We start from the raw sequence: 13,779 nt of genomic DNA, 5'->3' as shown, positions 1-13,779 counted from the left end.
CCAAACTCTTGATAGCGTTCGGTTCTAAACAAAGAACAAGCCTTTGCAGTGAAGGCGCAAGTAAACAATTGGGGATGGGATGGAGATTGTAACGCTGGATCATTTCGCCCGCTGTGTCGGCGAAGGTTTCGAGATCGATATGGGGACAGGGTCTCTTCCTTTTACATTGACCGAGGCGCGGCCTTTGCCTGAAACTGGATTCAATGGAATAAGAAGAGCGCCGTTCTCCCTGCTTTTTCGTAGCACTTCACAAGTTGTGTTGCCGCAAAAAATGTACAGGTTGAAGAATATGGCGCTTGGAAGCCTGGACATCTTTCTGGTGCCCGTCGCCAGAGATAAGGACGGGATCATCTATCAGGCTATCTTCAATTGATGTTCGCAGTGCTGTCCATCATTCTACGCAAGGCTTTCTGAGGTAACCATTCCATTCCTGTGTGGGTTTCGGTGGCTTCCGTGACCTCAAACCCCAAGGACTGATAAAGCTTCTGCGCGCGCATATTTGTATTATCAACATGCAGGGCAATACCAAGGCCTGCGGTTGCGGTCATCGCATCTTGAATGTCCCTCAGTATCGCAAATCCCAGTCCACGACCGCGCCACTCAGGCAACAATCCGATATCGATGACAAGCCATTTGGCGGCACTCAGATCGATATAAAGCCGGCCTATGCGCATGCCGTCCTTCTCGATGATCAGGAAGTCGGCTGGCGAAAACACAGTGGTGTAATAGCGGTGCTGCAGACTGAACTGCTGGTCCAGAAAAGCCTGTTTTTCCTGGAGAGACCAAGGAGCCTGTTCCAATTCACCCAAGCGAAATGAGCGATAAAGCAGGCACAGGAATGGTAAATCACTTCTCTTAGCGGGCCGCAGGGCAGCCGCGGTGCTGGAGAGCAGGACATCGCCCGTGCGCAGGGGAAAGTCCGGCAATTGAGCCGTCGCATCCTTGTCCATCAACTGAAGGCTGGAAATATGCCATTCAGGGCGATGCTGAAGTTGATTGCCAGATAAGGCTGACGGTTTTCATGCGGTTGACTGCTGCCTGCAACGCCGATGACATTTTGTCCGAACTGCGTGTTCGGTTGCACATTGGGCAGGAACGGACTGCTCGAATTCGGCACACTCAAACCATTGCCCGAACTGGGCGAGGGCGCTCGCTTGCCGGGTTCGCTCTGATTGTAAATGGTCAGGGAATGAGCGTGTGCCGGCATCTCCGGTTGCGTCAGCGTTACACTGTTGCCTCCGAAGGTTTCGCCGATGGTTCGCGGGGTCAAACCTGCGCCTTGGCCCTGGTTGCAGCCCGCACGATTGGTAAAGTTGGGCAGCTGGAATGTGGTCGTGCCATTGCCGCCATACTGGATGCCGAGCAGAGCGAACAATGCGCTGTTCTGTTGGATGCCGAGTGTCGCGCCATTGCAGCTTGCCCAGCCCCGTGGAGCAAAGTTGAAACCGAACAGTTGGATCTCACCGATGAAAGGTTCTGTCATTGCAGTGTCCTTTTAATGTGTGTGGCACGGTCAGCTTTGTGAGGGAAAGATGCCTGCATAGGCGATGCAATATTGCACCGTCAGGGTCGGCATCGTGTTGTCATGCATGACGGTTGATCCGCTCATACTGGTCGACGCCGGCGAAGTTCGGATCCCAGTGGCGCCGCTTAAATCGGTCGCATACATCGTGTCACCGACGATTGCGCCGAGCTCGACTGCCGGTCCAACCGATACGGTGTTGGCGAGGCCGGGGGTGGCAAGATAGGGATGCGTGTGCGTCGGCATTTGCGTGGGTAAAAGCGTGATATTCTCGCTGCCGGCGGACTGGCCGATTACATATGTCGACAGGCCCGGGCCGGTGCCTTGATGGATCGGCACGCGTCCGCAAAGATTGGGCATTGCAAACGTCGTCTGTCCATCGCCGCCATAGGTCGTGCCAATCAAAGTGAACAACGTCTCGTACTCCGAGATGGGCTGCAGCGAGTTATTGCAGGGCAGCCACCCGTTGGGCACTCGGGAAAAGCCGAACAGCCGGATTTCTCCGACATAAGGAGCGCTCATCGTTGGTCCTCCGTACGATGGGTTGATTAGAGGTCATTAATTGCGAGACGGAAAAATTCCCGACAGTGCAATGCAATAATTGATAACGTCGTAGGGCTGTATGTTGGCGTGTGGCTGACCATTACCAGCAGGGGTAACAGTCTGACTCGCCAGCACAACCTGGCCTCCGTTGGAAGGGCCATAAATATTGGCACTGTTGGTGCCGTAGAGCGCATTGCTCGGATTGCGCAATGTGCCGTTGCTGGTCGTCCCGGTTGCCACGTGAGTGTGTGCGGGCAATTGTTGTTGGAGCAGCGTCACATTCTCGGTGCCGCTGGCTTCGCCAATCGAGTAAGGTGACGGTTGCCAGGAAGAATCGACCGATGATCCGAATCCGACCGCTGTGCGGCTTTGCATATTGGGCAAGGCGAACGTCGTCGTCCCGTTGCCCCCATAAAAAGTGCCCAAAAGAGAGAATAACGCCTGGTTCTGAGCGATGGCCAACAGTTGCCCATTACTTAAAGCAAAGCCCTTCGGCGCAAATTGAAATCCCGCAAGCATAATCTGGCCAAGAAAAACTTCAGACATACCCCACCCCTCGGATATCTTAATATATCGAATGTATATCATCGCTCTTTCAGCGTATAAAATGCAAGAACAATTTACTTTAAACATACATAGAAATTGTGGGCTATTTTTCATTGCTACGGTAGCTGGCAATTTCTATTTGCTAAGCAATACTCTTTAAAAGTATAAATATATCATCTCAAGATGATATGCCTGTGGTATTGGATGTTCACCATCGTAGTCGATTTCTCAGCGATATTTCTGGGTCTAAATACTTTCTGCTCGCCATGACAACCGGCCCTCGCGAAGTTAACGAAGAATCTATGGATCCGATTAGGCTGAATAAAACGTGACAACACCTTCAAGATAGTTCCGGTAGATAGCCGCCGCCTGAGTCCGATTGTGCACCTTGAGCTTGCGGATCAGATTGTGAACATGGACCTTCACCGTATGGTCCGAGAGAATCAGCCGGTCAGCTAATAGTATTGTTTTGCACGTCCTCCGCAATAAACTCCAGAATTCGACGTTCGCGCAATGTCAATGGGCTTGGCTCCGGTAGTGCTCCCGCCGATGCCATTGGTAGTGGCCGGTTGACGGTCGCGCATGGGGTTCTCTTTTGCGATTTGTTCCAGCGACTGCAGGACACGGTTTGTCGTCTCGAAGGTGCATTTTAGAACAGTTCTTGTCAAAATGCGACACGCTCATTCCATGGAAACGAGGGCCTTTCCTGCAAGTTTTCGACCATTCTCGAGAGCAGTGATGAGGGCGATCGCTTCAGCGAGAGGCACGGTCTCGGCGATCGGAAGACGAAAGTTTTCCTTCGTGGCTGCTTGCGCGATGCGATCAAGAATTTCAGCTGTCGGCGTGCATACCACAACCTTTAGACGTTGACTGAAGATCGCGCGGATGAATTTCCCAAATGTCGGCTCAAGGTCTAAGAATCGTCCCTTCTCACGCAAAAGTCTGTACCCCAACGCCCTTGGCATCGCGGCAGCGGTGTCATAGACCACATCAAAGCGCTCCTGAACTGTGGAAAGATCAGTTGTGCGGTAGTCAAAGACAGTTTGAGCGCCCAAGGCGCGTGCGCGTTCCATAGCGCCTGCACTACAACTACCCGAAACCGTCGCGCCTAACATCCGCGCTACCTGCACCGCCGCTTCGCCTACTGCACCGGTGCAGCCATTGATGAAGACACGCTCGCCGGCGGTCACTTTCGCTTTGTCGACCAAGCCATTCCAAGCGGTGGCTCCAGGAGTTCCGAGGCAGGCAGCATCTTCAAACGAAACCGCATCAGGTTTCTTGGCCAAGAAAGTTTCTTTGGTGATCACAGCCTGCCCGAGTGCTCCGCTTTGCTTGAAGCGCGCGAGCCCGAACACAGCGTCGCCAATCTTAAAGCGCGTTACTCCGGCACCGATGGCAGTAATTGTCCCGGAAATATCCATTCCCATTGCGCGGGGGAAAGTCTTGCCGGTAACAATCTTCATCTGGCCGGCACGCAGCTTCCAGTCAATGGGATTGATGGCTGCAAACTTGACCTTAACGGCCACTTCTCCTTTGTTAGGCGAGGCCAGTTCAAATTCTTCGAGCCGCATCAGATGTGGACCGCCGTACTGGTAATATTGTATACGTTTCATAGTCGATCTTTCTTTTTCGTTCATTTTTAAGGGAAGAAGTGCGTGGTGATCTCGTCAAAGAGCAGGGGTTGCTTCGCCATCGGTTCACGCATTTTTATGAGCGATGCAGCCCTGTGAACCGTCTGTTTGAGGACTGGATGGGGCTTTGCAAAACATCTGCGATGGTTGGCCCAATACCGGCGGCCGATCGTGAATGCCGACCGCCGATATCGTAGCTTTACGAAAGTGGCATCGAGGTCGCCGCTGCAATGCTTTGGGCGAATCTGCCCGACATTCCCTCGTAGGCAGTGTTTGTCAAAGAGACGACGCTTCTCTTCCTGGTGAAGTCGATTGCCCACCAATTGCCATATGTTCCACCCCAGGAAACCGATCCATTGCTCCATTGGCTGCCGGTAGACGTCGGGTCGATCAGCACGGCGCCCAGCCAGGAAAACCCCCAGCCGGGACCCATCGCTTGTGCCTCTGCGCCGACTCTCGGCGTCCTTGCAGCTTCACGCAAATCCTCGCTCAAAAACGAGCCGGTGCGATGGGCTTCAAGCAGGGCCAGTACGTCGCGGGAGCGGCCAGCCATGCCAGCGCCTCCCGAGGGCCAAGCGGCCGCGTCTCGAATGCGCCTCGGATCGAAGCGAACACCCGCACCCTCATTGTATTGCTGCGGCAACTCAATACCGGCCGTCATTCGCACCGGTGCCGGTTTGCCGTCGTAATAGGGAACAGCAAGATCTTCGTCCAACCAATGAAACGCGGAACTCAATTTCAGTGGTTTGGTTACCAGGGTACTGATTGCCTCGCTAAGCGCTGTGCCAGTAATAGCCTCGATGACGCCACCAAGAACATCTGTCGCAACCGAATAGCGCCAACCCTCTCCGGGAATGCGGTTCAGCGGCACGCTTGCTATACGGGCGAGATTGGCATCAAGCGTGCCTTGGCTCTCATCAAGTCCATCCGACACCTGAGCACGGGCATAAGGTCCGTCTGCAGGTTGCTGGGATCGGTAGTCCAAGCCCGCCGTATGCGCCATCAGATGACTGATCCTGATGTCCGCGATCGAACTATTGGGGAGACGAGGAACAAAATTTGGAAGGAACTTCGTCACCCTGTCTTCCGGCGACAAACGTCCGGCTTCTATCAATTTCAAAATGGCCATGGTTGTGAACGCTTTCGTCACGGAGGCGAACCGAAACGGCGTCTCGATCTGCATCTTCCTGCCCGTCTCGCGGTCAGCCTGGCCCGCTGCCCGCTCGTAAACGACTTTCCCGTCTTCGGCGACCAGCACAACGCAACCAGCGATGCGGCCTTCAGCAAGTGCGTCCTCAATCGCAATATCAATCGTGTTCGCTAGGCCGTTTGGCAGGCTCGGTGTCTGTAAGTCAGGATCTTCGATCATTGGTAACTCCAGGTCAAAAGTACGATGGACCTTTAGATACTCCGCCTTGATCGTGAAGTTGAGTTGGGATATGCTTAAAGGGTCTTGAAGTGGAGATTAACGATGGGGACCGACCTTTTTTCGCTTCTGCCGACGTTTCGTATGGTCGCAACGACTGGCGGTTTCACTGCTGCGTCCGGCCGTCTTGGTGTAACGCCATCCGCGGTGTCGCAAAAAATCCGACAGATTGAACACCTTCTCGGAGCACGGCTCTTCGAGCGCACCAGTCGCAGTGTCCGGTTGACTGAGGCTGGCCGCCTCCTTCTGCAAAATACCGACCGAGCCTTCATCGATATCGCTGATGCGCTTGACCTGGTTCGGACTGTCGAGAAGCGCCCCGCCGGCAATTTGCGAATTAACCTGTCGCGGCTGGCAGCTCAGGTCTGCATCTTGCCGCGACTGGCTGCCTTCGTCCGGCACTATCCGGATATCGTGGTGGAACTCACAACCGATGATCGACCAGTAGATATTGTTGCTGGTGGTTTCGATGCAGGCATCCGTTTCGCAGACACTTTGGAAATGGATATGATCGCTCGCGCTATCGGGCCAGTTCTCCGTCGTTCGGTGGTGACCTCCCGCATCTACCTGGAAGCCGCCGGCGTCCCTCAGCATCCCGATGATCTCGAAAACCATCACGTTATCCGTTACAGGCTCCCGGAGAGCCAGCGATTGGTACCGCTGACTTTCAATGTCGCCGGTCAGGAACTCCGAATTGATCCACCACCAAGGCTGGTGTTCGATGACAATCACCACTTCGACTTTGCCCTTCGCTCGGGCTTGGGCGTCGCCCAGCTTTTTAGAGAAACTGAAGTAAACGCAATCGATGCAGGAGAATTGGTTGAACTTCTGACACAATTCGAGCCGCGTCCGGTCCAGTTTCAGCTGTATTACCCTACCCGTAATCGGCCGCCAAAACTTCGGGCATTTATTGAGTGGTTTTGTGATTAGTACCGGTATCATACATGCGGGCCGAAGCAGAGAAATGATTGCTTCTTCCACCCTTCTCAGGGGCGCCGATTGCAAACATTGGTGCTTCCATGACCGGAGCACATGCCCATTGCGACTTCAGATGATAATCTGATCGTCGAGCATTGGGACTTTTGCTCCCGACGGAATACTGTTGGATTGCAATCCGAGCAGTTGTATTGAGACTACGATATCCCGATCAGCGTGCAGGAGGAGGGTGATAATCGAGCCCGGATAGAGGCGAGTGCGCACGAGATCATGGAGGTGGCGCGAACGAATGCCGCCATGTCTCGATTCCAAACATCAAACAGAAAATATTGAGCGCACCCTTGGCATCAATAGCTCCTGATGAAAACCCCTTCTGGGGATTGAGGGCGAGATGTCGGCGCGTTGAATGCTACTCTCGCTGCAGATAGATCTGTACAACTGCGCCACCACCCGTTCTGTTCGCCAGCTGCAAATGCCCTCCATGGGCGATTGCTATGGCCCTTGCTACTGAAAGCCCCAAACCTGTTCCGCCTGTAGCACGAGAGCGGGACGGATCGCCTCGCCAAAAGGGATTGATCGCAACTGCTTGCATGTCTTCTGGAAAGCCCGGTCCACGGTCGAGCAAGCGTATAATCACACTTCCATCCGGCAATTTCTCTGTCTCACAGCGCAGCGAACCACCGGTAGATGCATAGCGACACGCGTTTTCCAAAAGGGCCAGAACAGCTTGACGGATACGCAATGAGTCCGCCGAAATCCGAGAGGATGCCTCAGCGGCTGTTCATGCGCTCGAACAAGGTCTCGCCCATCCGCCGCGTATCGGCCGAGACACCGACAAGAACCTCGTCCTTGCCGGCTTTAAGCTGAGCAAGCGCTTCCGTGGCGAACTCTTCAGGAGATACCATTATTCGGCTGGTTGTCCCTCCGCTGCGCGTGCCGCCGCCAAGGTCCGTATCAACAATCGGAGGGGCAATCTCCACCACTCTGATGCCTGTTGATTTTAACTGGTGACGCAGACTGAGGGTGAATGAATGGATGGCCGCCTTGGTGGCACAATAGACTGGAACATCCGCCATCGGAGAAAACGCCAACCCCGAACTGATGTTGATGAGAACGGCTTGCTCCTGTTGCCTCAACATGGGCAGGAGCTCGGCGATCAGGTGGATTGGTGCTGTGAGGTTGATTGCCACCTCCTGATCGAGTGTTTCGATGGCTGGGTCATTGTTGAAGTCGCGCCGATGTTGAACGCCGGCGTTGTTGACGACGACATTGAGGCTCGGATAATTCGTCTTCAGCCACTCAACCATCGATCGCCGACTATCGGTGTCCGCGACATCGCAGATGCGTGTGATCAGTCCTGGTAGTTCGTTTTGTGCGCTCAAAAGAGCGGCTTCGCTTCTCCCGCACACGATCACCTGATTGCCTTTTTCAAAAAGGCGCCGTGCGAGAGCCAATCCGATGCCGGTTGCGCCGCCAGTGATGAGAATCGTGTTTTGTGTGAGCCTCAAGGTCGTACTTCCTTCTGATGGAATTGGAAGGTGCACCGAGGATGACATAGGGATATCAACGGACACACCTTTGCGACCGGCAAGCCGGTCTCGGGTGTCGCGGATACCCCTAAGGGAGGAGTTGCCATCATACTGACAGCGACCGGGCTACCATCCGGCCAGCACTCTTTCGACCGGCGTTTGTTACCAAATTTCCGGTCAAACTGCAATCGGCTACATTGTTTTCCATTTACGCCGTACCGGTTATTGATAACCGGATTTGCCCCAACATTCTCCCAGAAACCGGTAAAGGAAAGAGACACGCATAGGATAGTTGGTTGCGCGTGAATACGTGCCAATCGTCCCCAATCTGATTGATTAGCCTCATTCACAAGTTCATGCAGATTTCCACATCTAATCGAGGTTGGGCAAGCGCACTACATTCAGTGCTACTTAACCAGACTTGGCGCTGTTGTCGCTGGCGGACCGCGGTTTGCATAACTTGCCGAATCAACGGCCATTTTTTCGACAACTGCACTGGCAACAACCTATGGGTACCGGTAATGAACTGGTCACACGACGAGCTTAAGAACATCAACGACGCTGACGACCTCAAGATAGCGCCGTTTCGTGAGGACAACGCGACTTATGGCACTCCGACATGGATCTGGGCGGTGGTGGTGGACGGGGCGCTTTATGTGCGCGGCTACCATGGTCGTAAATCCAGCTGGTATCAGGCGGCTGTTCGCCAGCGTGCTGGACGGATTATTGCCGCAGGCATGACGCGGAAGGTTGCCTTCGAGCCAGTCGACGGCTTGATCAATGACCAAATCGACGGGGCCTATCGAGAAAAATATGGCGAAAGCCCATATTTGGTGCCGATGATCAGCGACAGGGCACGGGCGGCGAGCGTTCGGATCTCCCCTACGACATAAAATCCTGATGCCAAATTTCGGATTGAATGGCGCTTCGCGCACTCCAAGTTTGGTCTTTTAAAGCAATTTCAGAGAAGGAGACCCAATATGATCAGGCGTAAACTAGGCCAAGGCCTTGAAGTTTCGGCGTTATCGCTGGGAGCCATGGGCTATGGAAGGGCGCGGGAGCTTCCCGATCGGGCGGAAATGATTGCCCTTCTTCGAACAGCGGTTGATCGCGGCATGGATTTCTTCGATACGGCCGAAGTCTATGGTCCATGGACCAACGAAGAGATGGTGGGCGAAGCGCTCGCGCCAGTTCGAGACAAGGTCAGGATTGCGACCAAATTCGGCTGGGACATCGATCAGGAGACCGGTCAGCATCGTGGCGGCGTCAATAGCAAGCCGAAGCAGATTCGCAACTCCGTCGAAGGAAGTCTGAAGCGTCTGGCAACTGATCACATCGATCTGTATTATCAGCACCGGGTCGACCCCGAAGTGCCGATGGAGGATGTTGCCGGAACGGTGAAGGACCTGATCAACGAGGGGAAGGTTTTGTGGTTCGGCATGTCCGAAGCTGGAGTGCAATCGATCCGGCGCGCACATGCGATTCAGCCTGTCGCGGCGCTGCAGAGCGAATATTCCTTGTGGACGCGCGAGCCCGAAGACGAAATCATACCGACGATTGAAGAACTTGGCATCGGGCTAGTACCCTACAGCCCGCTCGGTAAGGGATTTCTGACCGGTAAGATCGAGGTCAACACACGATTCGACCGTTCAGATCTCCGCAATGAAATCCCTCGCTTTTCGGAAGAGGCCCGCAAAGCCAACCAGAAGCTGGTCGACTTGATCCGCAGGATCGGTGAGAAGCACGCCAGTACGCCCGCGCAGGTCGCGCTTGCCTGGTTGCTGGCCCAGAAACCCTGGATCGTACCATTGTTCGGCACACGCAGGCTTGAGCGGTTCGATGAAAACATCGGGGCTCTAAACGTTGTCCTGGACGAGGCCGATTTAAACGAGATTGAGCATGCCAATATTGTCATAAATGGTGCTCGCTATCCCGAAGCCATTTTGAGCCGTTCGGGGCTCTAATTCGCCGATCTGGGCCACCAAGCGTCCCACAAAGACAAGCGTGGATTGGGGAGCGGGGCCGAATACACCGAACTTGCCCATGTTTACAACCATACTCTATGAACCCGGCGATATTGGTCATCCGAAGGTTCAGAAACGATCCTGAGAATCTGCGGATCATGTCGGGTAACCAATGCTCAAGGAGATAACAATGAAGAATATTCTCGCCGCCACTGCGATTTCGCTCGCGATGGGTGAACCTGTTTTTTCTCAGGAAGGAACCGGAGGTGGAGCTATCCCCAAGAGCGCTTCATCATTGCCGGTTAGTGATATCCAATCTGTCTCACCCGCTCTTGCCCGATATGCTGAAGAAAATCTGAACGCAAAACTGTGGCGGCGTCCGCAGCTTTCGCAACGCGATCGTAGTATCGTAACCTTGTCCATCCTGATTGCCCGAAATCAATCAATCGACATGACGCACTATGTAAACGTTGCCCTCGACAACAGCGTGACACCAACTGAAGTCTCCGAAATCATCACACACCTTGCGTTTTACGCCGGATGGTCCAACGCGATGTCAGCAATTGCTGCAACGAGGATTGTGTTCATGGATCGGGACATAGGGGCCGAGCAGCTGCCAATGGCATCTCCACAATTGTTACCTCTTAACGAAGAAGCAGAGCAGCAGCGGGCTGTCACCGTGGAGAAAAATGTTGGAGAGATATCGCCTGGACTGGTGGAATTTACCGCAACCCCGCTGTTTCTGGATCTTTGGCAGCGTCCCGGGCTTTCTCCGCGAGACCGAAGCCTTGTGACCGTTAGTTCGCTCATCGCGTCAGGGCAAAGTGCGCAAATTGGCTATCACCTCAACAGGGCGATGGATAACGGCCTGACTGCAGAGGAGGCGGGAGAGGTAGTTGCGCAGGCTGCCTTCTATGCCGGCTGGCCGAATGCGTTTTCCGCGGCCACCGTGGTTGGAGAGGTGCTGCGCAATCGGGCGAAGTGAAGTATGTACAGAATTGGCGAGCACTTGATCGTTCAACGCAAAGGTGATCGGTGCCGTCGCTTGCTCGCTACCATTTCATGGCCCCGAGTCTATAATCAGATGTTGTGGCCATGAAAGGGAGTCATTTTTGGAGCGGCAGGATGTCAACGATCTGATGGTGTTTCTGGCGGTTGCGCGCGAACGCAGCTTTACGAAGGCTGCCGCCAAGTTTGGTCTGTCGCCATCAGCACTCAGCCACACGATCCGCCAGCTCGAAGCTCGGTTGGGCGTGCGTCTTTTGACCAGAACAACACGTAGCGTGTCCCCGACTGAAGCAGGAGGCCAATTGTTGCAAGACATCAGTCCGCTTTTTGAGGAAATTGGTTCGGCGATCGATGCACTGAATATACTCCGAGACACCCCCGCCGGAACAATCCGGCTGACTGCTGGAGATTACCAGATCCAGCAATACATATGGCCAAAACTGCGCAGCTTCCTTCATCAATATCCAGACATCAAGCTTGAGCTCGACGTAAACTACGGTCTGCAGGACATTGTCAGCGACGGTTACGATGCCGGCGTGCGGTTTGGGGAACAAATCGCCAAGGACATGATTTCAGTCAGGATCGGCCCGGACGTGCGCTTTGCGGCAGTGGCCGCAAAATCCTATTTCGCACGTCAGGATATTCCCACCCACCCGAAGGAGTTGCTCCAGCATCGCTGCATCAATCTTCGGCTTCCAACCTATGGCGGTCTCTACGCTTGGGAATTCGAAGAAAATGGACGTGAGATCAAGGTTCGGGTGGATGGCCAGCTCGTTTTCAATACTATCTACAATGTTCTCGAAGCTGCTGTGGACGGTTTTGGATTCGCATATGTTCCTGAAGACATAGCCAAACCCCACCTTGAAAGCGGGCGCTTGCATCGATTTCTTGAAAACTATTCACCTTATTGGGAAGGATTTCACCTTTATTATCCCAGCCGCCGCCAAGCCTCTCCGGCTTTTTCTCTTTTGGTTAACGCTTTGCGCCACCCGACCTGATAGGTAAAAATCCGCGATATTTTTCAAAGTCCCCGCAATTGATCATCGTGAAAATGCCTTCAAAAACAGGCGTTGCGAATGATAGTTATTATTAATCCCACTTTATTCATGAGTGTCCTTCACAACCTCGTCAAATTGCCGGCCGCTAATGTCAAGCTGGTTGAGATGGTATGCTCACGTTCCCGAAAGCGGAGGAGGAGTTTGGGTGAGTACCGTCGACGTACAAAAGCAGGCACTGCAATTTGTATCGCTGTCTCGTGATCGTAGGGTACCCGTGCCTCAGCGCGAAGCTCCGGTAAAATCTGTCTACCTCGGAGCCGCTGTGGAGTTGTACAATGCTGGTCTCGTCACGAGAAAGAACGTGAAATGACAATCAAACTTACATTTCTGTCAGTAATATTTGCGGCTTTATTCGCGTTTGCAGGCGCTAGCACCTTATGGGCACAAAGCCATGTATCGAGCGGAATCGCACCTGCGTATTATATCGCCGAATTTGAGGTTACTGATCGTGAGGCTCTTAAACCCTACACACAGCAGGTGGAGTCGACCTTCGCCCCCTTCAGCGGCCGTTACATCGTTCGTGGCGGTTCGATGGACGCGCTCGAGGGGGACACACCCAAATCTCGCCTCGTGATCATTGTGTTCGACAGTCTGGAGCAGGCGCGGGCTTGGTACAGTTCTCCGCAGTACGCAAGCATTCGCCCGATCAGGCAGCATTCCGGCCATACGAACGCTTATATCGTCGAAGGTCTGCCGAACTGACGGACCTCCTACTCGAACCGTTTCGGCAATTCGCTCGCAAGTGCATCGATCGCCAGCCGGGACCGCAGCGGCAGATGCTGTGCAGCCGGCCAGACCGCGTAGGACTCTATCGTAGCGCTTGGCCTATCCGGCCAAAGCTCCACCAGATTGCCTGCGCGTATGTGGTTGCTGATTAGCCAATAGGGTAGCCAAGCAAGCCCCATGCCTTCGATGGCGGCGTCGGCAATTGCTTCGAGGTCATCAAAACGCAATCGGGAGATGACAGGCACCTCAACGATGTTGCCGGACATATCGGGCAACCGCCAAGGCAGTGCATAATCGTTGCGCCAATAAACGAGCGTATCCCGATCTCTTAGGTCGGCAAGGGAGTGCGGCTGTCCGTGTGCAGCGAGGTAGGCGGGAGCGGTACACAGTACCTTTCGTTGGCTGACAAGCCTCCGCGCACGCAGCGAGGTTCCATTGCCGAGCGTGCCGTTACGAACGGCGAGGTCGAAACCATCGGCGATCATATCAACCTGGCGGTCATTAAAGCTGAGTTCAAGTTCAAGTTTCGGATGTTGGCGGGCATAGGCACGCAGGATGGGTGCGACGCAGTAGCGGCCGAACAATACGGGTAGCGATACGCGTAGTTTGCCGGCGACCTCACGCCGTCCGGATTCCAGCAGGGATTCACCGGCGCGCAGTTCCTCGATGGCACGCACACATCGCTCGTAATACTGCTGACCGTCTTCAGTGAGACTCTGCGTACGCGTCGTTCGCTGAAATAGGCGAACGCCAAGCCGCTCCTCCAGACGCGCAATGGCCTTGCCAACCGCCGAAGGAGAGAGGGAGAGCCGATCCGCTGCTTTCGTAAAGCCTCCAGCTTCTACCGCCTCGACAAATACTTGCACCCCGTCAAACCTGTCGCGCACAGA

17 protein-coding genes are annotated in these 13,779 nt (G+C 54.2%); 7 read left to right on the top strand and 10 right to left on the bottom strand.

Translation table 11 applies throughout. From position 1 onward, the window contains the following. Positions 1-79 precede the first annotated feature (79 nt). Positions 80-373, top strand: a complete 294-nt coding sequence (locus tag FHW16_RS14045) for a DUF6916 family protein (protein ID WP_182549824.1) — start codon at positions 80-82, stop codon at positions 371-373. On the opposite strand, the gene FHW16_RS14040 is transcribed toward FHW16_RS14045, so the two are convergent. The 7 genes from FHW16_RS14040 to FHW16_RS14010 form a co-directional block, all read right to left on the bottom strand. Next, the gene (locus FHW16_RS14040) at positions 366-950 is read right to left on the bottom strand and encodes a GNAT family N-acetyltransferase (RefSeq protein WP_182549823.1); all 585 of its coding nucleotides are present in this window, start codon (positions 948-950) and stop codon (positions 366-368) included. The two genes, FHW16_RS14045 and FHW16_RS14040, sit on opposite strands and share 8 nt — an antisense overlap. Beyond that, positions 950-1,483, bottom strand: a complete 534-nt coding sequence (locus tag FHW16_RS14035) for a phage tail protein (protein WP_182549822.1) — start codon at positions 1,481-1,483, stop codon at positions 950-952. Before FHW16_RS14035 ends, FHW16_RS14040 begins: the two co-directional genes overlap by 1 nt. Before the next feature lie 30 nt (positions 1,484-1,513). Then, on the bottom strand, positions 1,514-2,044 hold the full coding sequence (locus tag FHW16_RS14030) for a phage tail protein (RefSeq protein WP_182549821.1): 531 nt from the start codon (positions 2,042-2,044) through the stop codon (positions 1,514-1,516). A 36-nt stretch (positions 2,045-2,080) separates the two neighbouring features. Next, complete coding sequence (locus tag FHW16_RS14025) at positions 2,081-2,611, bottom strand: phage tail protein (protein ID WP_182549820.1); 531 nt, start codon at positions 2,609-2,611, stop codon at positions 2,081-2,083. Positions 2,612-2,923: 312 nt separating this feature from the next. Further along, the gene (locus tag FHW16_RS14020) at positions 2,924-3,097 is read right to left on the bottom strand and encodes a LuxR C-terminal-related transcriptional regulator (protein ID WP_182549819.1); all 174 of its coding nucleotides are present in this window, start codon (positions 3,095-3,097) and stop codon (positions 2,924-2,926) included. Between the two features lie 194 nt (positions 3,098-3,291). Further along, the gene (locus FHW16_RS14015) at positions 3,292-4,224 is read right to left on the bottom strand and encodes an NAD(P)-dependent alcohol dehydrogenase (RefSeq protein ID WP_182549818.1); all 933 of its coding nucleotides are present in this window, start codon (positions 4,222-4,224) and stop codon (positions 3,292-3,294) included. Between the two features lie 217 nt (positions 4,225-4,441). Further along, positions 4,442-5,611 (bottom strand): serine hydrolase domain-containing protein, encoded by a 1,170-nt coding sequence (locus FHW16_RS14010; RefSeq protein ID WP_182549817.1) that lies wholly within the window; start codon positions 5,609-5,611, stop codon positions 4,442-4,444. Between the two features lie 102 nt (positions 5,612-5,713). Here FHW16_RS14010 and FHW16_RS29275 point away from each other — a divergent pair, with 102 nt between their 5' ends. After that, entirely contained in the window at positions 5,714-6,598 is an 885-nt protein-coding gene (locus tag FHW16_RS29275; protein WP_182549816.1) for a LysR family transcriptional regulator, read from the top strand. 415 nt (positions 6,599-7,013) lie between these two features. Here FHW16_RS29275 and FHW16_RS14000 read toward each other — a convergent pair whose 3' ends face one another. Together FHW16_RS14000 and FHW16_RS13995 are read right to left on the bottom strand one after the other, a co-directional pair. Beyond that, positions 7,014-7,346, bottom strand: a complete 333-nt coding sequence (locus FHW16_RS14000) for a sensor histidine kinase (protein WP_281410118.1) — start codon at positions 7,344-7,346, stop codon at positions 7,014-7,016. Between the two features lie 28 nt (positions 7,347-7,374). Continuing rightward, on the bottom strand, positions 7,375-8,112 hold the full coding sequence (locus FHW16_RS13995) for an SDR family oxidoreductase (protein ID WP_182549815.1): 738 nt from the start codon (positions 8,110-8,112) through the stop codon (positions 7,375-7,377). A 542-nt stretch (positions 8,113-8,654) separates the two neighbouring features. Between FHW16_RS13995 and FHW16_RS13990 the strand changes: the two genes are divergently transcribed. From FHW16_RS13990 to FHW16_RS13970, 5 genes are all read left to right on the top strand, one after another. Beyond that, complete coding sequence (locus tag FHW16_RS13990) at positions 8,655-9,026, top strand: DUF2255 family protein (RefSeq protein WP_182549814.1); 372 nt, start codon at positions 8,655-8,657, stop codon at positions 9,024-9,026. A gap of 87 nt (positions 9,027-9,113) precedes the next feature. Next, positions 9,114-10,097 carry an aldo/keto reductase gene (locus FHW16_RS13985; RefSeq protein WP_182549813.1) on the top strand — a complete coding sequence of 328 codons (984 nt, stop codon included), beginning with the start codon at positions 9,114-9,116 and terminating at the stop codon, positions 10,095-10,097. Positions 10,098-10,287: 190 nt separating this feature from the next. Further along, positions 10,288-11,082, top strand: coding sequence for a carboxymuconolactone decarboxylase family protein (locus tag FHW16_RS13980; RefSeq protein WP_182549812.1), 795 nt, complete (start codon positions 10,288-10,290; stop codon positions 11,080-11,082). 127 nt (positions 11,083-11,209) lie between these two features. Further along, positions 11,210-12,103 (top strand): LysR family transcriptional regulator, encoded by an 894-nt coding sequence (locus FHW16_RS13975; protein WP_182549811.1) that lies wholly within the window; start codon positions 11,210-11,212, stop codon positions 12,101-12,103. 366 nt (positions 12,104-12,469) lie between these two features. Then, positions 12,470-12,865: a DUF1330 domain-containing protein gene (locus FHW16_RS13970; protein WP_182549810.1), complete on the top strand. Its 396-nt coding sequence runs from the start codon at positions 12,470-12,472 to the stop codon at positions 12,863-12,865. An 8-nt stretch (positions 12,866-12,873) separates the two neighbouring features. Here FHW16_RS13970 and FHW16_RS13965 read toward each other — a convergent pair whose 3' ends face one another. After that, positions 12,874-13,776 (bottom strand): LysR substrate-binding domain-containing protein, encoded by a 903-nt coding sequence (locus FHW16_RS13965; RefSeq protein ID WP_182549809.1) that lies wholly within the window; start codon positions 13,774-13,776, stop codon positions 12,874-12,876. Positions 13,777-13,779 lie beyond the last annotated feature (3 nt).

The sequence above is a fragment of the Phyllobacterium myrsinacearum genome (genome assembly GCF_014138285.1).
Lineage (GTDB): Bacteria > Pseudomonadota > Alphaproteobacteria > Rhizobiales > Rhizobiaceae > Phyllobacterium > Phyllobacterium myrsinacearum_A.
Note: the sequence above shows the minus strand (reverse complement) of the source record. Positions and strands in the feature narration are given on the sequence as shown.